The sequence below is a fragment of the Sediminibacterium sp. GW821-FHT12F12 genome, from assembly GCF_058806635.1.
In genome coordinates, this window is record NZ_JBXAPW010000019.1 from 18,679 (window position 1) to 43,379 (window position 24,701).

Genomic DNA, 24,701 nt, shown 5'->3' on the forward strand with positions numbered 1-24,701 from the left:
TTAATGTTTTCTCATTATCTTATCAGAGTAATGTCTCCCTGTTTTGTTATTTTTTTTCCATCAGTAAAATCAACAATTAATGTGTACACATATACATCCATAGGCTGCGCCGCCCCATTAAATGTTCCATCCCAGCCTTCACTGCGGTTATGTGTTTCAAAAACTTTTTGTCCCCAGCGGTTGTAAATACGGAATGTCATTGTTTTAATACCAAAACCTTCTACTTTTAACATACTGTTTTTTCCAAAACGGCCCGGCGTAAAGGCATTGGGTACATCCAGCAAAGGGTTAATCAATACGCTTACTTCGTGATAAGCTGTATCTGTGCAGCCTGCAGCATTAAAAGCAATTAAGCTGGCATTATAAGTATTGGTTTCATTGTATTGATGCGCTATTGTATCAATAGAAAACTTAAAAGCCGATTCTCCATCGCCAAATTCCCATTTAAACTTATTTGCGCCGGTTGAATAATTAAAAAAAATCACCGGCTTGTTTGCTTCCGGAATCAGAAGGCTATGATCCATAGCGGCAACAGGTTTAGGACTCACTGTTATGATTGTTATTGCGCTTGTATCTGTAATGTTGCATGTAGAAGAATCAATAGCGATTAGCCGTACTTTATACGAACCTACCGGGTAATTATGAACTGGATTCGTTTCTGATGAACTTATATTATCTCCAAAATCCCAGATGAATTGCTTACCTGCCTGCGAAGTATTGTTAAATACAGCCCTGTAAGGCACACAACCTGATGGAGATGTTTCAAACCTGGCTTTTACTAATGGAGCAATACGGATTTCCTGTTCCACCGAATCAGGTGTATTGCAATAAGAAGTATCCAATAAAATTAATCTTATTTTGTATGCGCCTGCGTAGGGGAATGCATGCGTAATATTTGCGAGCCCTGTTGTATTGGTTCGGGAGCCATCTCCAAAATCCCATATAAAATTTTTACCTGATAATGGTGTTGTAAATGGAACGGTTGATAAATTATCAAACCGGTACGATAAAGATTGACAAGGAGGTAATTTGGTAAATGAAAAAGAAAGGTTGGCCTTAATGTTACCCGCCCGTATTGTTATAAATGAAGTATCACGAATATTGCAACTGGACGAATCAATGGCAATAAGCCGCACCTGGTAAGCACCTGTTTGGTTATAGGTATGTGAAACTTCGTAAGCAGTTGTTTGTATATCGGCAGTACCATCACCAAAACTCCAATCATAGCTCCGTGCATTACGAACCGTGTCACGAAGGACTATTGTAAGCGGTGAGCAACCAAAACTATCAGGCCTGTTATTAATAAAAGAACGAACACCAGATGTTACTCCTGCGTAATCAAAGGCTATTTTTACAACTGCTAAGTTGCAGCCCTTTCCACCCGTACCATTAACGGTTCCCCATGTACCGGCAGTGGTAGGAAATACCGCTCCTCCGCCACAATTTGCACAAATAGCCTGGTAAATGGTTCCGTTGGCATCATAACGGCTGGTACCACCATCTACGTGATCGTTTACCCTGCCGCCATCCTGTCCAAAGAACGTGGCATACAACAACTGTGTGGCATCCCTTTTTATCACAATAAAATAAAAGTCATATCCATCTGTTGTTCCTTTTAAAGCATCCGGGGTTACCGGCATACCTGTTGTGCCGGCTTGCCCAAAAGGATCAGGCTTGTAAAGTAAATAACCGCCCCAGCCGGATATATATACATTCTCGCAGCGGTCAACCAAAAAAGCAACCGGAGAAATATTAGGCAATGGATTGTTAGTCCCAAAGGTTGTCGAGTAAACATAGTTGGATAGATCGGGAAGTAATTTGGATACATATTGTTTAGCGCCGGGATTTACAAATGCGGCATTTACAACGGGCCAGTTTCCACGGGTGGTACCCATTACATAGGGAAACCCTTTTTTATCAAACTGGATACCGTAAATAATATCAACCTCGTTGGTTCCGAGATAAGTAGTTTTGATGAGGACGGAGCCATCATTGGAAACAACGGAAACAAAACCATCTGCAATACCGCCTTGATAAACTGGTTGTATAACGCCGGATTTATTGCCAGGGAAATCATTGCTGGCAGTAGCGCCAGCAACATATATATTATTGTTTAGTGGGTTTAAAGCCAATACAAAAGCCGCATCTTCTTTTGTGCCGCCGAAGAAGCTGGAGAATAAAATGGTATTACATGCTGGATTGATTTTTAATAATACTCCGTCCTGGATCCCGCCGCCATATACCGGCTGAAAAACACCGGCAGTTACAGGAAAATCTGGCGATTGTGTAGAAGATGCCAGGTAAATATTTCCAGCCGCATCCATTATTACCTCACTTCTTGAATCATCGCCATAGTTGCGGAGAAGGGAAATGGCTCTGTGAATATTAGTTTGGTGCTGAGCTTCGATATTTACACCATCATTGCTGGTTCCACCAATGCGTAAAGAACCAATTAATCCGTTGCCGGCAGCGTTTAATTTTGTAACTATTATGTCAGCTCCCCCGCCGGGCCCCACTGTTGCTCCGGGTGTAACAGGATAATTGTTAGAATAGGTTTTACCTGCAACTACCAGGTTGCCTTGCGCATCGGCAATTAAACTATGAGGATATTCATCGGCGCTGCCGCCAAGATAGGTGGCATATAAGCGGTTACTACCGGTAGCATCCAGTTTCATAACCCCAATATCTATTTTCTGGGTACTGCCACCCTGAAAGCCGGTTTGAAAAGCTCCCAGCGAGGAGGGAAACCCGTTGCCAAAGACAATACCGGCAACAAAAGTGCTTCCATCAGGACCGGGTGTAGCACTAAACCCCCAATTATCTGCAGCACTGCCGGTAAATGTTGAGAAAATAAGAGTGGGGTCAATAACGAGCGTAGTTGCAGGTGAAGAGTTTTTAACTTTAAATGTTACCACATTATCTGCCGACACTTTATACTTACAGTCAATTTCTTCCCTTGTATTAGTGTACCCGTTCACCTGGTATGAGTAAGGATACAATTCCTTTACATCACCCACCGATGTTTTAATAAGAAGTTCCCTGTTTTTAATGGTCAGTTTATCCGCACCTTCATATTTCATGGCAACATTACTTATATCGCCACCGGGATGAATAATCAAATCGTACTTTAACTGACCCCGGTCAGCATAATAGCGTACGTCAATATTGGGGTAAACATTTTTATAGGTAAGTACCTGGTAAATTTTGCAGTTTACAGCCCATTTGGAGGGGTCGCTACCAATGAAATAATTATTATAAGAATTTTGAATCTTTTCAGGAATAATTTCGATATTTCTACTTCCTCCCACAAAATGAACAGCATAGGCATGCGAATGCAATATCTTATTTTCGTCACCAACACTGGCTTGTCCGTTATGATGCACACGTATTAGATTTTGTAACTCCTGCGGGTTATGCAATAAAACAGTAAAACCATTCGATTCTAAAAAGAAAGCACCGGAATTTATTTGTGCAACAAATTTTACATTACTGTTCCATTGGCCTTTGTTCTCAACAATATCAAAATTGCTATGGCCTGATTGGGCTAAGGAATGATATCCACCAGCCCAAAACAACATCAGCATTATGCAAAAGTTCTTATACATTTCGGTTTACTTACCTTTTAAATACTTCAATTAATAGTTTTTCAGTATAACCAACTGCATTGGTTTCAAATAAAGTTTGATATAACAAACCGGGTTGGCTGGGTTTTCTGAATGCAGTATCTCCACATTAGTTTTAAGACCGTATACAGGTTTCATCCATTTGTGTTTTCGGTTTAACTGACAATCCACCAAAATATGTTCTTCCTTCACATCACTGGTTGACGAATTAAATACAAATACAACTTCCTGATCATACAATATTCTTGAAAAAGCCAGGAGACATTTATGGCATTCCGGTAAATGAAACCGAATACCATCTTTTGAGGTTTCCCGCATGAACATTCTGCCAAACTTCAACACATTGCTTTCATTTCTGAATTTGGCAATAGATGAAATGGCCTTATATATCTCTGATTGCTGGTTGAGTACGTTTGTATTCTTATCATTGGGATTGAACATACATTCCCGTATATACCGATCCCCTTTTCCGCAGCCTTCAAACCCTTGTTCGGTTCCATAATAAATGCAGGGGGTTCCAAGCGCACAAAGCAGGAATGCAATGCCAGCTATAATTTGTGCCGGTTCGGCATCGTGGCCAAAGCGGTGTTTAAAATCATTTCCAATCTGATCGTGATTATCAAGAAACGTTACAAGGAATTCACCATATTCGCCACGTTGTAAAGCATTTGTCTGCAGTTCTTCATAACGTTCTATCAATTTATGCGGCGAATCTTTTCCTTTTATTACACCTTCCAATAAAAAATGTAATTGAAAATCCAACGCTGAATTTAATCCATAGTAAATGTTTTGATCGTTATAGGTTGCCAATGATCTGGAACCAACATATTTACTTGCCATTTCATCAGCCCCAACTATTTCGCCAAACAAAAAGAAGTTTTTCTTACCCAGCGAATAGGCATATTCTCGTACATAGGAACAGAAGCGGCTGATAGACAATTCACCCATGTGCTTTACCGCATCCAGCCGAAAGCCATCAATATCTAATTCTCTTATCCAGTAGCAATGAATGGCTGTCAATAATTTTTGAACATATATGGCTTCTCTGGACTCGTCATTTTTAAAAGCTTTTAAACTAAAGAAGTCACCTTCCCTTGTTTCAGGATACGCATCAAAATTTCTTATTTGCCCTTTACGTCCATATAACGCCGGGTTCCTTAACTCTATCGGAACAGGCCTGTCGGGATATCTCCATTCGCCAAATGGAAACTCTGTACCTTCATGATAAAAATATTCATTTCCATTTGGATAACACCAGTTGTCGCCAACATGATGCAGAACAATATCCAGGTAAACACGCATGTCAAGCTCGTGCGCCATTTCTACCAATTCTTCCAGATCATTTTTAGTACCGAAACGCTCATCAACCTCAAGGTAATTTTCGATTGCGTAGCCATGATAAGATTCAGGATTATTTTTAAATACAGGGCTTAGCCAAACAGCGGTGCAACCCAAGTCTTTTATATAGGTAAGATGAGTAATAATGCCACGCAAAGTGCCGCCACATAGCTTTCCTAATTGTGCTTCATCACCAAACCCTGGATGTACTGAATCAAATTTCGCACTATGTCTTTTATTGTTATCGTGAAAACGATCAACCAATAGGAAGTAAATAAATTCCTCCCGCCATTCTCTATGACCGTTTTTCCAGTATTTTTTGCCTGGCTTTGGAGACAGGTCAATATCATTAATTGATTTCATACGCTATGTTTTAATCTATTACAAAACTGCTTTTGCATATTTGTTGTGCAAGTAATTCATCGATGTAAACAGCATTAGAAGGATGAGCGATTGTATTACAGGTAACAACTTTTTCGGCACCAGCTTTTATTAATCTATCATATGCCAACTCCGCAAATACTGCATGAATACCTATACAAACCGGAGCTTTCATCCCCACTTCTTTTAAAGCTTCAATGCTTTCTATCATAGTGTTACCAGTGGCAATAATGTCATCCACCAATACAGGGGTATGCTTTTTATATTCTTCGAACTGCGGCACTGAGAGTGTTACAACACTGTTGCTTTTGAAGTCTTTTTCTAAAATTGTATAAGGCGCATTGGCATCCGCCGCCACTTTACTTACCCACTGTTCACTTTCACTGTCAGGCCCAATTAATACCGGTTGTTCAATATTTGCATTAATCCATTTTGAAACCATATGAGAAACATGCAATACCGAAGTATGAATGGAATAAATTTCATCCAGGGAAGTACGCCGGTGTAAATGCGGATCAATGGTGATGAGCTTGTCAACAAATGAAGAAAGGAGCCTGGCAAATAATTCAGAACTGATGCATTCGCCATTGCTAAATCTTTTATCCTGCTGCATATAAGCTAAGTAGGGTACTACAAGTGTAACAGGGAAGGCCCCGAATTCCTTTAAGGTTTGAGCCAGGAAATAAAGAGGCAATATCTTATCATCGGGCTGATGAAGTGAGCAAACTATTATTGCTTCTTTCTCATGCACATTCGAGTTTACTTTTACATAAGTCTCGCCATCAGGAAAATGACGGATGATTGCTTCACCTGGTTCGGCATGCAACAATTTTATTAAAGAGTTAGCCAGCACTTCATTACCGGGAATTGTAAATAGCACACAATTACTCATAGTTAAGTTTTATTGTTTTATTTTCTATTTGTTTATAATATTCATAAGCATAATTCAACTGCTCCGGAGAGTTAGCGTGAATGGTAAAAAGTGGTTGGAATTTATCAATACACTCTCTCAATTGAATCTTTAAATCAATTCCAGCCTCAACATCTTCAGGGGCTCCGGCAAGCCTCGCTATCCTTGCCATTATTCGATGATCGATTTCGGAGATGATTCCTGCGCCAGCGGATAAAATTGTTTTGTTATATTTAGCTTGTACGGGTTCGTGAAAGCCGCCCTGAGCTACACAAATACTGATTAGCTTATTAAATGCTTCTCCACTATCAATTTTTTTTACCACTAAATCTTCAGCCGGTTGGTTGTCTATATTCCATGTTAGCCGAACAATTTCTGTTGCAATACTGATCGCCCTCTTACGCAGGTCTTTCGGGGCATCTGGATTGTTCTGTAACACAGACAATACGTCTCTTGCTTCCAATGAAGGGCCAATACCAAAACCAAGAGGCTGTACTTCATTAAAACAAATTGGTTCAACACTCAGGCCTATATAATCAGCCACCTCTTTTAGCCGAAGTGCCAGCGAAATGGAATCCCTAATGGTTTGCACTTTTGCAGCGCTAACAATTGGTATATCAATCACACAATGAGTAACACCCGCGGCTACTTTTTTTGATAAAATGGATGCAATCATCAGGCCCTCACTATCCATTCCCAATGCCCTTTTCACTTTTGAAATATTTTCGCCCGCAGGACATAGTTTCATAGGTCCACCCCATACAAAACAACCATTTTCCTTTTCCACTACTTTATTCATTTGGGCCAGACTTAGGTTTACATTTGTCAACACTTGCATTGTATCAGCAGTGCCGCCAGGGGATGTGATAGCTCTCGAAGATATTTTGGGTATGGTTATTCCAAGAGAAGCGATAATGGAAACAACAATTATCGATATTCGGTTACCGTGTAAGCCGCTAATACATTCGTTATCTGCAATGATTTCGTTTTCCCATTGAAGTTTGTTCCCAACCTTTATCATAGCCTGTGTAAGAAAATATATTTCTTCCATGTTTACATTATCCCCAGAACAGGCTGCTACAAAGGAGGAAAGGAAAATATTGGAATATTTTCGAGTCGCTATATCCATAATAATTTCGTTATACTGACACCCGTTCAATGGATTACCATTTAATTTTTCCTTTACATGTGCCATTGAATTCAACGCATCTACAGGTGATACCCGAAGCAAATCGGTATCCTTCACTTTTAATTTTTTTATAGCACTTTTAGAAAGACTTATTTCACCTTCTTTCAATAAGTCGCTGCTTATTATATTCAACGTGGCTACAATCGTAGAGCGATTCAATGATACTGAAAGTCTTGTCAGTGCCTGAAAACCTTCTGATTTACATATATGACAACTGGAGGGCATAAATACCACAAATTCCTGGTTGGTATCAATACCGAGGTCTTTAAAAAGGAGTGTATGATTTATCTGTTCAGTAAGAACTTTCATTTTCTATTATTTAATATTATCTTCTATCGATAAGAAAGAAAAACCTGTATTATTCTGCCATTAAAACTTTATCTCACTACCTTTTAATACAGGTCTTTTCTTACGGTTTTTCAGTTGAAATATTTTTACCCTTTTTCTAAATTTCTTTAGTTACCCGTTCAATTGATGCATTATATATTAGCCGGAATGTTTCGTCCTGCATAAATTCAGAAAGCTCAGGCTTAAATGTTTCTGCGGCTTCTGCCAGTGTAGCCATCTTCTTATTATTTTCTATATTGCCGGGATCAGTTTTCTTAATGGTGGCCACTTTCATAAATTCATTCATCCATTTCCCATATCGAATCATAAATTCCTGCTGCCTAAGATTTAATTCTCTGATTTCTGTGGCATCTACCATACTGGCCAAAGCAGTTGTACTTATCATAGCGGCACCGGCAGACAAACCAAGGAATTGCAGGAAGTATTTTCGTGTAGATTGCTTTTCGGACATTTTACTTATTTTTTATGAGTGAATATTTTTTAATTACTTCCATTATTCTAACTGATTTTGTGACTACGATTCAGTAAGGGTTTCACGGGATATTCATTTAAGATGCTATGTATTGCAGGATGCAAATCATGGCTGATATGTGATGGATCGTAAATATCACCTTCAGCAGTACCACTCCAAACCAATTTATTTGCTTTACGGTCAATGAGATTTAAAGTGATGGAACCATTAACATATTCCTGTTTTTGAGTAGTTGAATAGCCGGGGAAACGGGAATAGCCATAGCTATAGGAAGGATAATAATTATAATAATACCCAAAGCTATAAGGCGAATAATAATGACTTCCATAATAATAAGGGCTGTAGTAATAAGATGATGGATAGGAAGTAATTGTCCTTTCCTTTTTAGCATTGGTAATTACCACCTGCATCAGCAGATCTGGATTTTCGAGGTCCGAATTATACCCCCGGTCACTCATGCATTGCCCAAAATAATTGCGGATATTATTCCTTATAATTTCATTATTATAACGGGTATTGCCCGTATCTGCCTTGTCCGGCAGCCATGCAAATGTTTTGTATTGGGTAAAATCAACAGACCTGTCGTAATCTGATGATACAGTATTATAAGTGGTACTGCAACCTGCCAGTATAATGATAGAAAGCATAGCTGCAATCCAAATATCCTTTTTCATATTTTCAATTTTTAAGTGTGTCAACTGATAAATGGTCTCCTTTGTTCGAAATACTTTCTACAAGCCTGTCACTTACCAACTCGGAGCTTACGGCTCCGCATTATTGCCTACTAAATTGCAGTAACCGGTTCAGTGTGTACGTTTTAAGCTTTGTATCATAGCTGGGCAGTTGCTCATCTTTTTCAAAATATTTATCGATGGAAGCAAGAAATTTTGAATTTTCCGAGAAAACCTTTTTTAAATTACCAATTGTTAAATCAACAGGTGAACTGGTTGCTTCCTTTGAGAAATAATAATGTTCTTCAACTTTTTTTGTAGGGTCAACCCGTGGGTCAACCGGGGTTGTGTGTAGATATAGCAAAAGATCTTCATCTGGATTTAAAATTTCATACGCTGTGTTATCAACAAACCGGAACACGACACCCGTGGTGCTTTTGTAACCGTAAATGGCACTTTTATCAAGCGTGTAAGTAGAGCCGTGGTGCTCTACTTTTACTTGCGCTTCATCAAAAAGAAGGTAGTCCTTGATTTTGTGTTTCTCCGTTTTGTAGTTGATGGCGTAAGACAATTTGTGGTTTCTGAAATCATCGGCAGTCTGATAGATGCCGCTGCTGTCTTTTTGTGCTGTGGCATTCATAGTAATTGCCAACAGGCTAATTGCTGTTAAGAAAGAAATGCTCTTTTTCATAATTTTAATTTTTAAGCGTATTAAATAATTATTATTCTCCTGTTCTCTTTAAAACAAGCTGGTTAAACTTTACTGTTATTTTTTCTTCCTCCCGAAGAAGATTTTCAATGTTGAATTGTTTCAGGTCAATAATAAATTCCCCTGATAAAATACAGCTTGCATTTCCCCTTGGAAAATGTTCCAACAGAGAGCTAAAACTAAACGACCTGCCGGTTCCGTTTAAGAACAACATGCCCTGTGTTGTAAACTTTTGTTTGGGGTGGTTTTTGGTTTGAACGAAAGCAATATTCATTTTACCATCAAAAGCTAATTCCTGCCCCGCCAGTTTCTGTAGTAGTTCATTTAAAGAATCGTTCTCTGTAACAAGAGTGGGAACCATCAACCGCAGGTGCATCTCTGCTCTGTCATAATTCAAGTGCATGAACAAGTGATTGCTCACTGCTGTCACACTTGCACCCTTATACCTTCCATTTACCTGCACTATTCCGGATTGGGTTTGATATAATTGTGCGGTTGAGGTAATTCCCATACTTAATAGCCATATCATCATTAAACCTGTACGCATGCTTATTCACTTAATTAAAATCCTGAGTTCTAAATAATATTATTGCCTATTTATTCCATCGTAGAACTACCACTACCTCAGGCTTCAAATACGGTAAGCTAACTGCACACGGCATTTGCCTGAGAATAATCATTAATGATGATGACTGCTGCTTCCATTATCATGTTGCTGATGTCCGTTTGAATGCATCTTTTGAGATTTGGCTTTTTCAACCTTCTTCCTATGCGTTTTTTTCAAAAACTTCCGCTCAGACTTAAATGCAGCACCATTGGCATCCATCACCTGTCCATTTTGCAGTTGCAACTTTATGCCATTCTGTAATTGGTAGGAACCATCCGGTTTAATAATAGTTCCGTTTTTCAAAGTCATATCATTCTCCATCTTTATTCCCATTCCCGTCTCATCCATAATAAGCAGCACCTTACCATTTTCCATCAATAAATAACCCCTGTCTTCAATCACGTTCTGCTGCATTTTCTGTTCAACCTGCCCGGTTTGTGCCATGATAGTGCCTGTTAACATTGTCAGTACCATTGATATTAAAAGTGGCTTTTTCATAGTTTTACTTATTTTCTATTTACTGTCATCCGTTTTGGCTTATTCATCCGAAAATCTGTTTTCTTTTTATGTACAGTACTTTATTCACCAGCCTGCATGAATTCGGTTATTTTTTTGTACTCGTCTTCAGTAAGCATAGCCCGTTGTCGCATGTGGGTATTAATCACTTCCCATTGTGTATTGGTAAATGCTGAACTGGGAGGTGTGTTATGACAACGCTGACAGTTTTCACTCCACAAGGTTGTACCACTTTTATCTGTTACTTTGGTGGATACACAACTTTCTACTATAGCAGTTATCCCAATTAAAGTAGCAACGCATATTATAATTGTATTCCGTTTCATATAATTTGTTTTTAGAATAATAAATTAGAAACCAACAGCTACCTGTAAAAAGAATACGTTATTATCTTTCTGTGATTGGTATGCCGCTTTGAGTGCTGTTCTCCAGTTAAACCAATAATTAATACCGTATGTGTATTGCTTTATTTTCTCCAGATCCTTTGCTCCATCAGGGGGATTGAATCCTGCATAACGAAATACGAGTTCCGTTTTCTTGAGAAATTTACTTTGTGACATACTTGGCCTGTAAGCCCCCTGGGTGAAAAAGGAACTTCTTTTATTGTCGAATGTGTATTTAGTATTGCCGGTTAGGTCAGTTGGATCAATGTATTCTGCTTTATCGATATTTACTTTGTTCCATTGCGCTTTTACATCAAACAAGCCTTTTATGAAATCAAGTTGTTTTACATAAGACATATCAAGTGCATAGATCTGAGCATTTACGTTTTTGTAATCTGAATTTGCATTACCTACATTTCCGTTCCGGTAAGAAACACCCAGTTCCAATGACGAATTTGATAGCGGTAATAAACCCAACCTGCCACCCACTGTAAGCTTTTTGCTGATAGCTTCCGCATTGCCATAAATAAGCGTTCCCTGCTTTGAAGGATCAGCAGGGTCTGTAATTAATTGTGCACCGTTAGCCAAAAACACGCTGTAATTCATTTTTGAGGAACCAAGCGGTACACCACCACGAAAGTCAACACCTACTTCAGATGTAGGGCCTACACCCAGTTCATCTTCACCCGTACCAACAGGAAATGTTGGCAACTTATTTATCCATGACGGATGTAACCTGTCCTGGAAAATACCAAATGGTGAAATGAATTTACCGGTACGAATGGTAAGGTATTTGTTTACAAAAAATGAAACGTCGGCATAGCCCAGTTCAATGCTGGTTTCACTGCCTTTAAGTGCTGTTTCTAATTCAGCCTCTACCAGTATATTTTTTTGTGGCTTCCACAATAAAATTGGCACAAGACTTACATTAGAAAAAGATGATTGTTCTTTTGAGAATTGTGCGGTGATGTTTGTGTACCCCGAAATCAAAAACTTACTGTTGCGTGCCACCTGGCTCTGTACTTTACTTTGTATCAAACTATCTATAGATTCCTGGTTGTATTGCTGGCTAAAGGCTGCTATTGATAATAATAGCAGACCAACTATCGGAATAATGATTTTCTTTTTCATATAATTATTGTTTTAGGGTTCTCATAAACACGATGGATTGCCATATCTGTGTTTCATTTAATTTCTTTTTAAAGGAGGGCATTGGTTTTCTTCCTTCTGACACTTTCCAATAAAGGGCGCCATCGCTTTGGCCTTGTGTAGTTGCTTTAGTAAAGTCACCGGCGGGAATATCCAGGTCTTTTGCTGAAGCGCCATCACCCTTACCTTTTTTTCCATGGCAGGATAGACATTCACTAACATATATCTTTTTGCCAGCCGCTAAAGTTGCTGCGTCAGCAGTAAGAGGATTTTTCTTTGCATCAGCAGTTGCAGGAGCTTTCCATTCTTTTTGCTGATACAGGAATGCGCTTCCCATTATTGCCATCAGCAGCAGTAAGGACACGGCGAATAGTTTTTTTCCAAAAGCGTTTTTAATTAATGTTTCCATGATTTTTTATTTTAATTATTAAGAATTGATTTTTATCATTGAAGCTTTTTTGATCCTGTACACTAAATACACTACGTACACAAATAATAACCATACTGCACCTACTGCTGCCGTAAAAGTGATAACGAGCCACCAGGGAGCATGAGCCCCCGCAATGGAAGGTGGTATGGGTTTATCGGCCGGGAAAGAAAGCTTGGATTTAAGAACAACCTGGAATGCAGTATCATTCATTACATCACTATCGTACACTTTGGCCAATAAGGTCATTTTTCCTGATGAATCACTCCCCTGAATATCTAAAGGGAATTCGGCAGAAATAATACCGGTGGTATCCGTTGTCCCTTCAGCTACTTTCATTAATCCAAAAGTCCGTTGAATGTAAAAAGTCAGTTCAACGTCCTTAACAGGCAATTGAGTAGTAATATTGGTAACCGTAGCTGTTATAACATGCATACTGTCGTTTAAGCCCATCTGCAGCGCAATGTTTCCATTTATTTTTTCATCCTGCGCAGCTACGGTCATTGTCAGCAGGAATGACAATAAGATGATGATATATTGTTTATTAACTTGCATGACCGGGAATATTTTGAAAGTTTACAATATTTTCAACCCCAATTTCTTCTTCACCACGTTTCTCTACTTCTTCAATTACTTCCCACATAGTAATCACAGGAAAAGGTTTGAAAAGAAGAATAATCAGTAATACAAATCCCGCTAATGAAGAAGCAGTAATGGTCCATTCAATTAATGTGGGATAGTATGATGCAAAGCCAGGTTGTGCATGCTGAATGGGTACAAATGGGTGCAGCATATTGGGAACAACAATGAGATAACGATTGATTAAAGCGCCGAGCAATACCATTACCGATGCTACTACAACCCACTTGACAGATTGCCTGATTTTTTTAAATGAGAGCATGATAATCGGAATGATCAGGCCAACAACTTGTGTAAACCAGAATAGAAAAGCATTTTTTCCATAAAATAAATCTTCCAAAACTGCTTTCTCTTCCTTTGCCATTTTAAAAGCAGGCACACCATATTTATTAATATTGAGGTAGAGATAAAAGGCAGTTAATGCCAATAATATTTTAGCAAGATTATTGAAATGCTTTGGCGTGAGGTAATGTTCCAGCCTGTATCCATGACGGAGCTTGGCTATTATTAGAATCATAATGGCCGTACCTGCCATCAAAGCGCCAAACACAAAATATGGCCCCATGATAGTAGAATTCCATCCGGGCCGCAACGTAAATGCTATCAGCCATGCACTGATGGTGTGTACAGATATGGCTACCGGCAAAATAACGATGCATAAAATGAGCATAGCTTTTTTCAAGAGTCTCCGTTGGAGTAAATTATCCTCCCAGCCCACAGCCATCCACCGCCACATTTTTTTTCTCCATTTTGGTGCATCCGTTAGTTTGTCCCGCATGATAGCTAAATCAGGTATCAGGGGCAGGTAGAAATAAATTACACTTCCTATAAAGTAGGTGGCGATGGCTACAACATCCCATAAGATGGGTGATTGAATACGACCATATGTTATGAGAAAGTATAAACGTTCAGGGCGGCCCATATCCAATACGGGCATAAACCCGGCGAAGAAAATGGCGGATAATGTAACCGCTTCTGCAATGCGTATTAACGGATAACGCCATTTAGCGCCGGACATACGCAGCACACAAGAAACCAATGCGCCAATTAAACTCACCCCTACAAAAAAGAATAGCAGTGAAATATACAGGCCCCAGGAAACATAATCCCTCATGGCGGTAACCCCTAATCCGTTCCGCAGTTGAATAATCCAGGCTACAGTACCTCCCACACATATTAGTCCCAAAAAGATTACCCAAAATGTTTCCTGGCGGTACCGTCTGCCTACGGTACCAAGTAGTTCGTCTTCAATTTGATTTCTTATTTCTGGTTTCAACTTTTCCATAATGCATATTTTATTTTTTTGAATCTTCGTTTTCTATTTTAATTTCTTTGGCATTATAGGTTCGGTTAGTTGGTGGCAGGTAATAAACCCTCGGTTCAGTCCCTAATTCTTCCATGAAACGATAAGCTCCACCATCTTCCAGCAATTGCGAAAGCTTGGTAGTTGTTCCATCATACCGTGTAACAGCATCCTCGTTTGCATCACCAAACCAAATAGCATTCATAGGGCAGCCTGTAACACAAGCCGGGAGCTTTCCTTCTCTTGCCATATGTGGGCAGAAATCGCATTTTTCTACACAACCTTTTTTACTTTGAAAAACATTTTCTGCAGCAGGTGTTGTTTCAGTGATGTTAGGTTTAGCAGGTTCCGTCCAGTTGAAAAGGCGAACGGAATACGGGCAGGCGGCCATACAAAAGCGGCAACCAATGCAGCGTTCATTATCAATTGCCACTATACCATCTTCCCTTTTGAACGTAGCATCTACCGGACAAACTTTTGTGCAGGGCGGATTATCGCAATGATAACATGGCTTAGGGAAATAATATGGTGCCACTTCTGGTGAATCCTGCATTTCAACCACTTCAATCCATTCTTTATTCTTAGGCAGATAGTGCATTTTATTGCAGGCCTTGGTACACTTGCCGCAGCCATCACATTTGGCAAGGTCAATGACCATTACAAACTTTTTGCCGGGTATCCCTTTACGAACATCCTCTTCAGAAATATGGGGTTTAAAGTCGGCCACATGGGCTTTATCTACTGTTACCAGTTTGCCATCATGTGTTAATACGTTTATTTTTTCACCGCTTGCCGGCTTGGCTTTATCATTAGTAGAGCAGCCTGAAAGAAAGGCAGCGCCAATGCCACCCATCAATCCTTTTACAAGAAAATCTCTCCGGGAATTATCCTGGCTATTGGAGTTATCCTTGTTACATGTACAGTTGTTACCGCATGCCATAGTAGTTGTTTTTTGTTCTGAAAAATAGTTGTTCAAAAAAACAATAAGGGGCATCATCAATTGTAGTAAGTACCGGCGAGAGAGGGATTGCTTTACAATGAGATTGCAGTGTTTAGCGACACCTTAATTCATTCACCTGATTTTTAAATCTGGCTGTACGAATATATCAATGCCAATTTGGTTTGTTGCAACCCATCAGGCAATAGCAATTCACCTGACCAGCTTACACAATTAAAGCGGTATCAAATAAGGAAAGATTGTATAAAGACACGAATGTCAGGGGGAGAGTAATCAATTTCTCTTGGAGGGATTTTAAGGTGCAGTACATAGCCTTTTATATTATTTGCTTCACTAATGAAAGCAGATAATATAAATGGGGAGAGATATGTTATTTTTAGCTGTGTACTGCTTACTTTTGCAAGTTGTTTATCCAGGGAATTAAACCCAGCTACATAATCCTTACAGCAATTTTCGTCATCTTGCGATGTAAAGGATGGAGTATTTACATCGTTAGCACTTTCAGAATGATGATGTGATATTATTTCATGCTGGTGGCTGTGGCTATTATTACCATCATGCTCATGATGGTCAGCATCTGAGCCTGATTCCTCATGATGTTTATGATTGCCATGTGAATGATGTTTTGAATTAAAACCCATGTCAACACCCATAGAGCAGGCAAAGCCAATTACCGTATTCATGGAAAAGGTAATCAGCAGGAACAGCGACTTGAGTTGTATGACCCTTTGGGGTTTCATTGTTAGATGGAAATTAATTTTACCACTATTTTATTATCTTATGCTCATGTAAAACTACTATTGCAAGATGTAAGTTGAGATGATTTGCCTTTCATCAACAACTGATATATATCATATTTTGAGTCAACCATTTATCTAAAAATATTTCGTTTTTGAACAACAATTCTTTTATTTCAAACTTAAACAGCTTTTACTTTGCAGATAGTTTGCTAAAACGCTTTTTTTGTTTGATATCTTGATATGCCAGTTTATCCAAATGTATCCTGGCAGGTGCCGGGTTCAACCTGTATTCGCCCGGCGTTTTTCCTACTTCCTTTTTGAATTGTGTGATGAAAGACTGAGGGCTGTTGTATCCCAATCTGTCACTAATTTCCGAAGCTGATAATTCTGTTTGAATAAGTAACTCTTTTGCCTTTTCCATCCGCAGCAGCAATAAGTATTTTTCAACAGTAATTTCTTCCAATTGTGAGAATATCCGGCTGACGTGGGAAAAACTCATTTGCATGCCATTAGAGATAAATGCGGAAATCTTAACAGGCTTCTCATTTAGAGATAGCTTATCCCGGTATTGAAGAAGAAGAGCTTTTGTCTTTGATATCAATTTTTCGTTGTAAGTGTCTGTAAGTGAAAAACCTTTATCTTTCAGTCTTTGTTCAATGTTATACCTGTCCTGGCTGCTTATTTTGCCTTTCAGCACTAACTCACCCAATGTAATTGAAATAACTTTATATTTTGTTGCTTTTAACAACTTCATTATTACTTCAACACACCTTTCGCAGCACATATTTTTGATATGCAAATGAGTAGTTTCCATTTTTTAATTTTTATAATTTTTCAGTAGCCAGTTCAACTTAGACATTTTATGAAAGTTGTCATACGCAAAAAGCTCCTTGTCATCTTTAAAATTTGAGTCCAACTCATCATGAAACTTATGATTATCAGGAAATGCTGCCTTGAGATTTGTTTTTGTCAATTCCTTTAGTGGAGAAGTTGCATCTTTACTAAAGTAGTACATAGGAGGATAATCTCTTGCAGTCTTGGGAGAATGAGCTGTATGTTGAAAGAAATACAGAATCAATGGCTCTCCTGGATTTAATATAGTGTATTCATTATTATTAACGAATTTGTATTCTTTTCCATCGCATGCCCTGTATCCAAAAACTTCGCTTTTTTTAAATATGTAAGTAGTTCCCATGTGCTTGATTTTTACTTCAGAGCCTTTAAACAGTACATTGGGATTAATCCTATGCTTCTCTGTTTTGCAATTAATTGCATAAGATAGTTTTCGTTGCTGGAAATCTTCGGCTGTTTTATAAATACCACTGCTGTCTTTTTGGGCAAATAATTTCGGAGACAATAGTATCAAACCGAATATCAATCCTGTTAAATAATATTTTGCTTTCATTTTTATTGTTTTTATTGAATTTATTTATCGTTGATTAATTTTTTTCTTTCATATCCATACCACATTTAGGACATTTACCAGGCTTATTACTGGTTACGTCTGAATGCATGGGGCAGGTATAAATTTTCATTACTTCCATCTTCATTTTCTCTTTGGGAGAAAGTGCCAATGAGGTTCCGCATTTTGAACACTTACCCGGCTTATTACTTGTTACCTCCGGATGATTGGGGCAGGAATACGTTTGCACAGACATATCCTCTTCCTTAAGATCCATTCCACATTTGGGACATTTGCCTGATTTATCACTTGCCACATCAGGATGCATAGGACAGGTGTAGGTTTTCATTACCCCCATATTCATTTTCTCTTTGGGCGAACGATTCATTTTAGCCCCACATAAAGAACATTTACCTGGTTTATCACTAGTAACACCCGGATGGGCAGGGCATTCATAAAGCCCTACCACTTCCATTTTCATTTTCTCCTTCGGGGTAAGGTTTCTACCGCATTTTGGACATTTTCCCGACTTATCCATAATCACATCAGGATGCATCGGACATATATATGTTGTTTTTTCAGTTTCCGGCATTGCTGTTTTATTCATTGTTGTGTCCTGAGCAAAAACTGAAACTGTAAGGATGGTTAAGGCCGCCATCATCAGCATTTTAAACGATTTCATTGTTTTAAAATTTAAGTGTTAATGGAATTGAATATTGTTTTTAGTTAATACATCTGTGCACTTCTAAGTGCCTGGATGCTGGCAAGAAACCGTTTGAAAAGAGTTATAATAAATTGTGCAATTGTGAATTTCTACTCTTAATAAAAAGACGTAAAGCAAGAAATACTCACTTACAATATGCAGGAAAGAAGGGTATTAAATGCGAAACACCCGGATAAGAAGATAAATAGGGTCGCAACAACTTCGTTTGACATGTTTAGTGTAAGAGTTATCAGCATTAAAATCACCGCTATTTAGAAGTAAATTATGAATGTTGTCAATGGCAGGTAAATCGGCTACAAATGAAATGTGGCTGACAATATATGATGACTGACTTGAATTGTGACTATCAGCCTTGCTGATAAGGAGTTTATCTTTACAACAGTCTTTTGGCATGGCCCCGGGGTTGCAGGAACAACCAGTTTTACCACCAAAATTTAGAACCGAAACGTGAGCCAGATGCCCCCCGCAGTAGTGAAAATTAATGGAAGCCCCCAGCGATGTGCTGGTGTAAATAATCAGGAGAAATATGACAGATGCTTTTTTCACTAAAAAAATTTACAACGTAAAACTACGGGTAACCTTATTAATTAAAAAATGACATTTATCATACTCTACCATGACGTTTATCACACGCTGCCATGACATTTACACATTATTGGCATGTTTTTTGTAGACCTGCCATAGGGCAACTGGATTATGATGGCGCTTGCTACCCCAGTGGTTTTCTATTTTGGTAAACCATTTTTTATCAATGCATGGAAGCAGGCAAGGCATAGGAAAGCGAATATGGATACGCTGGTTGCATTAAGCACCGGTATTGCTTATTTGTTTAGTGCGTTCACTACTTTGTGCCCTGATTTTTGGCATAACCGGGGATTACATGCCCATGTATATTTTGAAGCGGCCGCTGTTGTGATTGCTTTTATCTCCCTTGGAAAACTGCTTGAAGAAAAAGCAAAATCAAATACTTCTTCTTCCATAAAAAAGTTGATGGGTTTACAGCCTAAGACGGTTACTATTGTTATAGACAATGATCAATTCAAAGTAGTTCCGATCAATGAAGTTTCTGTAGGCGATATCCTCCTTGTTAAGCTCGGAGAAAAAATACCGGTTGACGGGATAGTGGTCAGCGGTTTTTCTTTTATTGATGAAAGCATGATCAGTGGAGAGCCGGTCCCGGTTGAAAAGAAAAAAGGCGACCGGCTTTTCACCGGTACGATTAACCAGAAAGGCAGCCTGCAATTTAAAGCAGAGAAAGTCGGCGGTGATACCGTTTTGGCACAGATCATCAAAATGGTACAGGAAGCGAAGGGTAGTAAAGCACCGGTTCAAAAACTCGTTGACAAGATAGCGGGCATTTTTGTTCCCGTAGTGATTGGTATTTCCATTCTGACTTTTATTGTATGGATTCTATTCAGTGGCGACAATGCATGTACCCACGCACTACTTGCAGCAGTAACTGTTTTGGTTATCGCCTGTCCTTGTGCTTTAGGGCTGGCAACACCCACTGCTATTATGGTGGGCGTGGGTAAAGGAGCAGAGAACCAGATATTGATCAAAGATGCAGAAAGCCTTGAACTGGCGCACAAGGTTACCGATATTATACTTGACAAAACAGAAACGATCACTGAAGGCAAACCCAAGGTGACTGATGTTTTTTGGGATTCATCAGAAAGCGAAACTGAATTGAAGGCCCTACTGCTCGGAGCAGAAGTATTATCCGAGCATCCGTTGGCGGAGGCTGTTACCAATTACCTGAATACCGATAATGTTAAATCGCTTCCGATCATTTCTTTTAAAAGCATCACGGGCAAATGTGTTGCGTTTATGTATGGCAGTATACCATTCTTAGTAGGCAATCATAAATTACTTGCAGATAATAATGTATCGATCACAGGTCCATTGTCTGTTCATATAAATCGATTACAACAGGAAGCAAAAACAGTTATCTTTTTTGCAAAGAATCAAAAACTGGTCGGAGTGATCGCAATCGGCGACAAAATAAAAAACACTTCTGCTGAGGCGATCAATACTTTAAAAGGACTGGGGATCAATGTTTATATGTTAACGGGTGACAATAAAGAAACTGCCCAGGCGATCGCTGATGAGGTTGGCATCAACCATTTTAAAGCAGAAGTGATGCCCTCTGAAAAAGCTGAATTTATTAAACTGTTGCAAAACGAGGGAAAGATTGTTGCCATGGTGGGGGATGGAATAAATGATAGCCAAGCGCTTGCACAGGCCAACGTAAGTATTGCTATGGGAAAAGGCTCTGACATTGCAATGGATGTGGCAAAAATGACTTTAATTACCTCTGATCTCCATGTTATTCCAAAAGCAATTACGTTATCGCGTAAAACGGTTGCAACCATCAAACAAAACCTGTTCTGGGCGTTTATTTACAACCTCATCGGCATTCCTATTGCTGCCGTAGTTCTTTATCCTATCAATGGATTTTTACTCGATCCCATGATAGCAGGTGCTGCAATGGCGTTAAGTTCGGTAAGTGTGGTAAGTAATAGTTTACGGTTAAAGTTTTCTTCGCTTAAATAAAGAAGATACTGGTTGTATGATTCAAATTTGGAAGACAGAAAAGGTGATACAGGAAACTTCTGATACGAAATCAATTGTTTTCAATCCTGGCCGCGAAGCATTCACTTATAAGGCGGGGCAATTCATCAACCTAAGCGTGAAGATTAATGGGATTTCGCAAAGCCGTTCCTATTCACTCTCTTCGAGTCCGGGCGAAACGTTTCCAGCGGTTACGGTAAAAAGGATCGAGGGTGGATTGGTGAGCAACTATATTCATGAATATGCTGATGCGATCACGGAATGGGAGGTAGAGGGGCCCCAAGGACTGTTTCAAATCAACGCTGACTATTCAGCCCATTACGTATTTATTGCGGGTGGCAGCGGTATTACCCCTATTTATTCAATGGTTAATGACGTTTTACGAAATAGTGCCGCTGAAATATTCTTACTATACATGAGTAAGCATATCGAAAGCAAAATCTTTCATTCAAAGCTGCAAAAACTGGAACAGCAATACATGGAACGATTGCGGATACAGTATGTACTTACCTCAGAGCAGGGCCAAAGTACGCCTTCAACTTCACACGTATTGGGCAGGTTAAACCGCCTTATGTTGAAAAAAATATTGAAAGGGCATCTTGGTGAAAAGATGAATGAATGTCAGTTTTTTGTTTGCGGGCCTACCGGATTAATCACTCTTTCAGAAGAAGTGCTTTCTATTTTACAGGTAGACCCAATACAGCTACACAGGGAATATTTTCAACCGCCAGTAATTGATGCACCAACTATTAAGACACCGGAATCAATATTGGAAGTTCTATTACATGTCAGAGAACAAACTCATCTTTTAAGCGTTCCGCCAAACACCTCTATTCTTGATTCGGCGCTTGAAGATAAAATTGAGGTGGCCTACTCCTGCAAATCAGGTACATGCGGCAAATGCGTAGGTAAATTGCTGGCAGGGAAAATTCACATGCATCATAATTATGCGCTGACCGAAGATCAATTAAATCAAGGGTGTATTCTTCTCTGTCAAAGTATTCCCTTAAACGAGTCGGTTGAGATCGAAGTTGGATGAAACATATAACTATATAACAAACGCTCTCTATTCTATAACAACAAATAATATACCTGCTGGTAGCTTTGTATAAAATAAACAATTAAAATAAAATTTATATGGAAACGATCAAGTTTAAAACAAACATTAAATGTGCGGGTTGTATTGCTAAAAACACGCCATTTTTAAATGAGGCCGTAGGCGAAGACAATTGGGAAGTCGATGTGCAATCACCTGATAAAATCTTAACAGTAGTAACTGAAGAAAAAATTTCTTCGGAAACCGTAATCAAAGCGGTAAAAGATGCCGGTTATACTGCGGCACTTGCCGATTAATGAATGAAATATAAGTAACAGGAACTTTTCCACGTGGCACCCGAACAGGAAATTCGCCTTGAGAAGACATACACAAGAACATTATTCATTCAGGCGACAATAACACTATCAATACGGGCAATGACAATAGCTTTAATTCCTAAAAATCATTGATTGATATTTTTCCGGAAATTTCCTATCGCATCGAAGGATCGAACCACCTTTATGGGCTTAAATCAGGGCGAAAATGGGAACAAGCTGTAAAATGCCACCTGAATTGTTAACACCGCTTTCAGGAATGACCGCCAATGAATACATTTAGTCTGCTAAAGGAAAGTTAGCTTTGCAACTATGTTCTACAGAAGGAAAATAATACTGGCGCTTTTGGAGGTTTTTGGTGGTAAGTTGATGAAAATCAACCTGCAGAAGGTTCTGTTCCTCATTGCACAGCGCCAGACAAAGCCGGCATATGATTTTATCCCCTTTAAATTTGGCTGCTTTTCCTTTTCCGCCAATGCCGACCTGACCGCGATGGTCAAATACGGCTTTTTGACCGAAGATGAGCAATCCTTTACCAAAAAGGACAAGCAAACTTATCTCTCTACCCTGAATGATACTGACCGCCGGCTGGTGAACCAGATTTATGCGTTGTTTCGCAACCATGACGCAGATGCGCTCATGACCTATACCTATAAGCAATATCCGTATTATGCCATCAATTCTGTAAAAGCGCAGCAGCTACTCAATCGCGCTCAGATGGAGAAGGTAGAGAAAGCGCGGCCAGGATCAAACAAAACCATTTTGTATACCATCGGTTACGAAGGCATCTCCCTGGAGGCCTACCTGAATAAGCTTGTAAAAAATGATATAAAGGTACTGGTCGACGTACGCAATAACCCGCTCAGCCAGAAATACGGGTTTTCGAAGAGCCTTCTTTCATCCTGCTGCAATAACTTGGGCATAGAATACGTTCATTTTGCAGAGGTAGGTATCCAATCCGAAGACAGGAAAGAATTGAATGAGCAGGCGGACTATGACACCCTTTTTGATTCATATCGCGACAACACTCTCCCCCGGACAACAGATACGCAAAAGAAGATCTTAACCCTTCTGGAGCAAAAACAACGGATCGCACTGACTTGTTTCGAAGCCGATATTTGTCAGTGTCATCGAAAACACTTGAGCGAAGCAATCACCAGGCTCCCCAGCTGGCAGTATGAACTAAAACACATTTAATGGCGATAACCAGGGTGCTGATCACGGTCAAAACCTATCCAACCATCTCCACGAAGTACGAGGAACTGGTATGCACAGCAGGTTTCCTGCCGGATGGCAGCTGGATTCGTATTTACCCGGTACAGTTCCGTAAAAAGGACTACGCACAGCAATACAGCAAATACCAGTGGATCGAAATGGACCTGGTTAAAAACACAGAGGATTTCCGGCCTGAAAGTTTTCGACCCGTTGCACACGACACTGAGATATCGATCCTGGGTTCCATTGGAGCAGACGGAGGCAGTTGGGATGAAAGAAGGAAGCTGGTGATGAAAAAAGTGTACACGAACCTTGCCGAAGTGATCGCAGAAGCCAAGGACAAAAATAAAATGACATCCCTCGCAGTCTTTAAACCCACGGAGGTAAGGGACCTGAAAATAAAAGCAGTCGAGCGGGAATGGGACAAGGAAAAACTCGAAAGCCTGAAACAATTGAACATCTTTGAAACCCTGCCCAGCCAGCGACCGGAAGTAGTTAGGAAGTTGCCGTATGAGTTCTCTTATGAGTACATAGATGACGTTGGCAAAAAGTCCACGCTGATGATCGAAGACTGGGAAATCGGCCAGTTGTTCTGGAACTGTTTAAAAACACATCAGTTAAAAGGCATAGAACTACCGGAAGCAGAACGCCTTGCTTGTGCAGATGTCCGCACCAAATACCTGGATGATTTTGCCAAAACGAAGGACCTTCATTTTTATCTTGGCACGACCAAAACACATCATTTTGTTTCGCTGAACCCGTTTGTGATCATCGGCACATTCCACGCCAAACATTTTGTACCGAAGATGGTCCAGACTTCGCTTTTTTAACCCTTGACATTTTTTTGGTGTTCGCGGAAAAGTAAACTACGCCCATTATTTCGTGCAATTCCCAATTGAAAGGTTGCCATATCGGGGCGGGATCCATGTTAACAAAATAGATGAAGCCATTGATAAGGAGAACGATAAAAGAACCTGTTTTGTTTCAATCAGACCAGGATCCGGCATTAACTAAATTACCTGTCGGTGGTGATCAGACAAAGTAAATATCGATAC

Annotated in this window: 25 protein-coding genes; 5 read left to right on the forward strand and 20 right to left on the reverse strand. The window is 39.5% G+C overall.

Features of this window, described 5'->3' with window-relative positions; all coding sequences use genetic code 11:
* Positions 1-14: 14 nt before the first annotated feature.
* The 20 genes from AC1RNB_RS17830 to AC1RNB_RS17925 form a co-directional block, all read right to left on the reverse strand.
* On the reverse strand, positions 15-3,584 hold the full coding sequence (locus AC1RNB_RS17830) for a T9SS type B sorting domain-containing protein (RefSeq protein WP_493085039.1): 3,570 nt from the start codon (positions 3,582-3,584) through the stop codon (positions 15-17).
* A gap of 51 nt (positions 3,585-3,635) precedes the next feature.
* The gene (locus tag AC1RNB_RS17835) at positions 3,636-5,324 is read right to left on the reverse strand and encodes an alpha-amylase family glycosyl hydrolase (RefSeq protein ID WP_493085040.1); all 1,689 of its coding nucleotides are present in this window, start codon (positions 5,322-5,324) and stop codon (positions 3,636-3,638) included.
* Positions 5,325-5,334: 10 nt separating this feature from the next.
* Positions 5,335-6,234, reverse strand: a complete 900-nt coding sequence (locus AC1RNB_RS17840) for a ribose-phosphate diphosphokinase (protein ID WP_493085041.1) — start codon at positions 6,232-6,234, stop codon at positions 5,335-5,337.
* A complete protein-coding gene (locus tag AC1RNB_RS17845; RefSeq protein WP_493085042.1) occupies positions 6,227-7,750 on the reverse strand; it encodes a thymidine phosphorylase in 1,524 nt (507 codons plus the stop codon). The genes AC1RNB_RS17840 and AC1RNB_RS17845 overlap by 8 nt, the downstream gene beginning before the upstream one ends.
* A gap of 136 nt (positions 7,751-7,886) precedes the next feature.
* Positions 7,887-8,240 (reverse strand): hypothetical protein, encoded by a 354-nt coding sequence (locus AC1RNB_RS17850; protein WP_493085044.1) that lies wholly within the window; start codon positions 8,238-8,240, stop codon positions 7,887-7,889.
* A gap of 47 nt (positions 8,241-8,287) precedes the next feature.
* On the reverse strand, positions 8,288-8,935 hold the full coding sequence (locus tag AC1RNB_RS17855) for a DUF4136 domain-containing protein (protein ID WP_493085046.1): 648 nt from the start codon (positions 8,933-8,935) through the stop codon (positions 8,288-8,290).
* A 100-nt stretch (positions 8,936-9,035) separates the two neighbouring features.
* The gene (locus AC1RNB_RS17860; protein WP_493085047.1) at positions 9,036-9,623 is read right to left on the reverse strand and encodes a hypothetical protein; all 588 of its coding nucleotides are present in this window, start codon (positions 9,621-9,623) and stop codon (positions 9,036-9,038) included.
* Between the two features lie 31 nt (positions 9,624-9,654).
* Positions 9,655-10,188 (reverse strand): hypothetical protein, encoded by a 534-nt coding sequence (locus AC1RNB_RS17865; protein ID WP_493085049.1) that lies wholly within the window; start codon positions 10,186-10,188, stop codon positions 9,655-9,657.
* Positions 10,189-10,320: 132 nt separating this feature from the next.
* Positions 10,321-10,746, reverse strand: a complete 426-nt coding sequence (locus AC1RNB_RS17870) for a DUF6799 domain-containing protein (protein ID WP_493085051.1) — start codon at positions 10,744-10,746, stop codon at positions 10,321-10,323.
* An 80-nt stretch (positions 10,747-10,826) separates the two neighbouring features.
* Positions 10,827-11,090: a hypothetical protein gene (locus AC1RNB_RS17875; RefSeq protein WP_493085053.1), complete on the reverse strand. Its 264-nt coding sequence runs from the start codon at positions 11,088-11,090 to the stop codon at positions 10,827-10,829.
* Between the two features lie 24 nt (positions 11,091-11,114).
* Positions 11,115-12,278: a hypothetical protein gene (locus AC1RNB_RS17880; protein ID WP_493085055.1), complete on the reverse strand. Its 1,164-nt coding sequence runs from the start codon at positions 12,276-12,278 to the stop codon at positions 11,115-11,117.
* Between the two features lie 4 nt (positions 12,279-12,282).
* Positions 12,283-12,705 (reverse strand): c-type cytochrome, encoded by a 423-nt coding sequence (locus AC1RNB_RS17885; RefSeq protein ID WP_493085057.1) that lies wholly within the window; start codon positions 12,703-12,705, stop codon positions 12,283-12,285.
* A gap of 18 nt (positions 12,706-12,723) precedes the next feature.
* A complete protein-coding gene (locus tag AC1RNB_RS17890) occupies positions 12,724-13,278 on the reverse strand; it encodes a hypothetical protein (protein ID WP_493085059.1) in 555 nt (184 codons plus the stop codon).
* Positions 13,268-14,647, reverse strand: a complete 1,380-nt coding sequence (gene nrfD / locus AC1RNB_RS17895) for an NrfD/PsrC family molybdoenzyme membrane anchor subunit (protein WP_493085061.1) — start codon at positions 14,645-14,647, stop codon at positions 13,268-13,270. The genes AC1RNB_RS17890 and nrfD overlap by 11 nt, the downstream gene beginning before the upstream one ends.
* 10 nt (positions 14,648-14,657) lie before the next feature.
* On the reverse strand, positions 14,658-15,662 hold the full coding sequence (locus AC1RNB_RS17900) for a 4Fe-4S dicluster domain-containing protein (protein ID WP_493085063.1): 1,005 nt from the start codon (positions 15,660-15,662) through the stop codon (positions 14,658-14,660).
* Between the two features lie 185 nt (positions 15,663-15,847).
* The gene (locus tag AC1RNB_RS17905) at positions 15,848-16,306 is read right to left on the reverse strand and encodes a hypothetical protein (protein ID WP_305267359.1); all 459 of its coding nucleotides are present in this window, start codon (positions 16,304-16,306) and stop codon (positions 15,848-15,850) included.
* A 247-nt stretch (positions 16,307-16,553) separates the two neighbouring features.
* Positions 16,554-17,177: a helix-turn-helix domain-containing protein gene (locus AC1RNB_RS17910; RefSeq protein WP_305267357.1), complete on the reverse strand. Its 624-nt coding sequence runs from the start codon at positions 17,175-17,177 to the stop codon at positions 16,554-16,556.
* Between the two features lie 3 nt (positions 17,178-17,180).
* On the reverse strand, positions 17,181-17,768 hold the full coding sequence (locus AC1RNB_RS17915) for a hypothetical protein (protein ID WP_305267355.1): 588 nt from the start codon (positions 17,766-17,768) through the stop codon (positions 17,181-17,183).
* A 34-nt stretch (positions 17,769-17,802) separates the two neighbouring features.
* Complete coding sequence (locus AC1RNB_RS17920; RefSeq protein ID WP_305267353.1) at positions 17,803-18,447, reverse strand: heavy metal-binding domain-containing protein; 645 nt, start codon at positions 18,445-18,447, stop codon at positions 17,803-17,805.
* Between the two features lie 195 nt (positions 18,448-18,642).
* Positions 18,643-19,035 carry an HYC_CC_PP family protein gene (locus AC1RNB_RS17925; protein WP_305267351.1) on the reverse strand — a complete coding sequence of 131 codons (393 nt, stop codon included), beginning with the start codon at positions 19,033-19,035 and terminating at the stop codon, positions 18,643-18,645.
* A 150-nt stretch (positions 19,036-19,185) separates the two neighbouring features.
* Here AC1RNB_RS17925 and AC1RNB_RS17930 point away from each other — a divergent pair, with 150 nt between their 5' ends.
* The 5 genes from AC1RNB_RS17930 (at position 19,186) to AC1RNB_RS17950 (ending at position 24,476) form a co-directional block, all read left to right on the forward strand.
* Positions 19,186-21,042, forward strand: a complete 1,857-nt coding sequence (locus AC1RNB_RS17930; protein ID WP_305267349.1) for a copper-translocating P-type ATPase — start codon at positions 19,186-19,188, stop codon at positions 21,040-21,042.
* Positions 21,043-21,058: 16 nt separating this feature from the next.
* Entirely contained in the window at positions 21,059-22,099 is a 1,041-nt protein-coding gene (locus AC1RNB_RS17935) for a flavin reductase family protein (RefSeq protein WP_305267347.1), read from the forward strand.
* Positions 22,100-22,197: 98 nt separating this feature from the next.
* Complete coding sequence (locus tag AC1RNB_RS17940) at positions 22,198-22,413, forward strand: heavy-metal-associated domain-containing protein (RefSeq protein WP_161817660.1); 216 nt, start codon at positions 22,198-22,200, stop codon at positions 22,411-22,413.
* A 330-nt stretch (positions 22,414-22,743) separates the two neighbouring features.
* Complete coding sequence (locus AC1RNB_RS17945; protein WP_305267342.1) at positions 22,744-23,628, forward strand: DUF488 domain-containing protein; 885 nt, start codon at positions 22,744-22,746, stop codon at positions 23,626-23,628.
* Positions 23,628-24,476 carry a DUF8758 domain-containing protein gene (locus AC1RNB_RS17950; RefSeq protein WP_493085066.1) on the forward strand — a complete coding sequence of 283 codons (849 nt, stop codon included), beginning with the start codon at positions 23,628-23,630 and terminating at the stop codon, positions 24,474-24,476. The genes AC1RNB_RS17945 and AC1RNB_RS17950 overlap by 1 nt, the downstream gene beginning before the upstream one ends.
* Positions 24,477-24,701 lie beyond the last annotated feature (225 nt).

Bases quoted from the DNA above. Each gene is read 5' to 3' on its own strand.
- AC1RNB_RS17890 (WP_493085059.1), bottom strand. From the start codon at position 13,278: ATGCAAGTTAATAAACAATATATCATCATCTTATTGTCATTCCTGCTG.
- AC1RNB_RS17880 (WP_493085055.1), bottom strand. From the start codon at position 12,278: ATGAAAAAGAAAATCATTATTCCGATAGTTGGTCTGCTATTATTATCA.
- AC1RNB_RS17885 (WP_493085057.1), bottom strand. From the start codon at position 12,705: ATGGAAACATTAATTAAAAACGCTTTTGGAAAAAAACTATTCGCCGTG.
- AC1RNB_RS17835 (WP_493085040.1), bottom strand. From the start codon at position 5,324: ATGAAATCAATTAATGATATTGACCTGTCTCCAAAGCCAGGCAAAAAA.
- AC1RNB_RS17945 (WP_305267342.1), top strand. From the start codon at position 22,744: ATGTTCTACAGAAGGAAAATAATACTGGCGCTTTTGGAGGTTTTTGGT.
- AC1RNB_RS17950 (WP_493085066.1), top strand. From the start codon at position 23,628: ATGGCGATAACCAGGGTGCTGATCACGGTCAAAACCTATCCAACCATC.
- AC1RNB_RS17860 (WP_493085047.1), bottom strand. From the start codon at position 9,623: ATGAAAAAGAGCATTTCTTTCTTAACAGCAATTAGCCTGTTGGCAATT.
- AC1RNB_RS17850 (WP_493085044.1), bottom strand. From the start codon at position 8,240: ATGTCCGAAAAGCAATCTACACGAAAATACTTCCTGCAATTCCTTGGT.
- AC1RNB_RS17905 (WP_305267359.1), bottom strand. From the start codon at position 16,306: ATGAATACGGTAATTGGCTTTGCCTGCTCTATGGGTGTTGACATGGGT.
- AC1RNB_RS17845 (WP_493085042.1), bottom strand. From the start codon at position 7,750: ATGAAAGTTCTTACTGAACAGATAAATCATACACTCCTTTTTAAAGAC.
- nrfD (WP_493085061.1), bottom strand. From the start codon at position 14,647: ATGGAAAAGTTGAAACCAGAAATAAGAAATCAAATTGAAGACGAACTA.
- AC1RNB_RS17910 (WP_305267357.1), bottom strand. From the start codon at position 17,177: ATGGAAACTACTCATTTGCATATCAAAAATATGTGCTGCGAAAGGTGT.
- AC1RNB_RS17930 (WP_305267349.1), top strand. From the start codon at position 19,186: ATGATGGCGCTTGCTACCCCAGTGGTTTTCTATTTTGGTAAACCATTT.
- AC1RNB_RS17920 (WP_305267353.1), bottom strand. From the start codon at position 18,447: ATGAAATCGTTTAAAATGCTGATGATGGCGGCCTTAACCATCCTTACA.
- AC1RNB_RS17875 (WP_493085053.1), bottom strand. From the start codon at position 11,090: ATGAAACGGAATACAATTATAATATGCGTTGCTACTTTAATTGGGATA.
- AC1RNB_RS17855 (WP_493085046.1), bottom strand. From the start codon at position 8,935: ATGAAAAAGGATATTTGGATTGCAGCTATGCTTTCTATCATTATACTG.
- AC1RNB_RS17935 (WP_305267347.1), top strand. From the start codon at position 21,059: ATGATTCAAATTTGGAAGACAGAAAAGGTGATACAGGAAACTTCTGAT.
- AC1RNB_RS17865 (WP_493085049.1), bottom strand. From the start codon at position 10,188: ATGCGTACAGGTTTAATGATGATATGGCTATTAAGTATGGGAATTACC.
- AC1RNB_RS17900 (WP_493085063.1), bottom strand. From the start codon at position 15,662: ATGATGCCCCTTATTGTTTTTTTGAACAACTATTTTTCAGAACAAAAA.
- AC1RNB_RS17915 (WP_305267355.1), bottom strand. From the start codon at position 17,768: ATGAAAGCAAAATATTATTTAACAGGATTGATATTCGGTTTGATACTA.
- AC1RNB_RS17840 (WP_493085041.1), bottom strand. From the start codon at position 6,234: ATGAGTAATTGTGTGCTATTTACAATTCCCGGTAATGAAGTGCTGGCT.
- AC1RNB_RS17870 (WP_493085051.1), bottom strand. From the start codon at position 10,746: ATGAAAAAGCCACTTTTAATATCAATGGTACTGACAATGTTAACAGGC.
- AC1RNB_RS17940 (WP_161817660.1), top strand. From the start codon at position 22,198: ATGGAAACGATCAAGTTTAAAACAAACATTAAATGTGCGGGTTGTATT.
- AC1RNB_RS17830 (WP_493085039.1), bottom strand. From the start codon at position 3,584: ATGCTGATGTTGTTTTGGGCTGGTGGATATCATTCCTTAGCCCAATCA.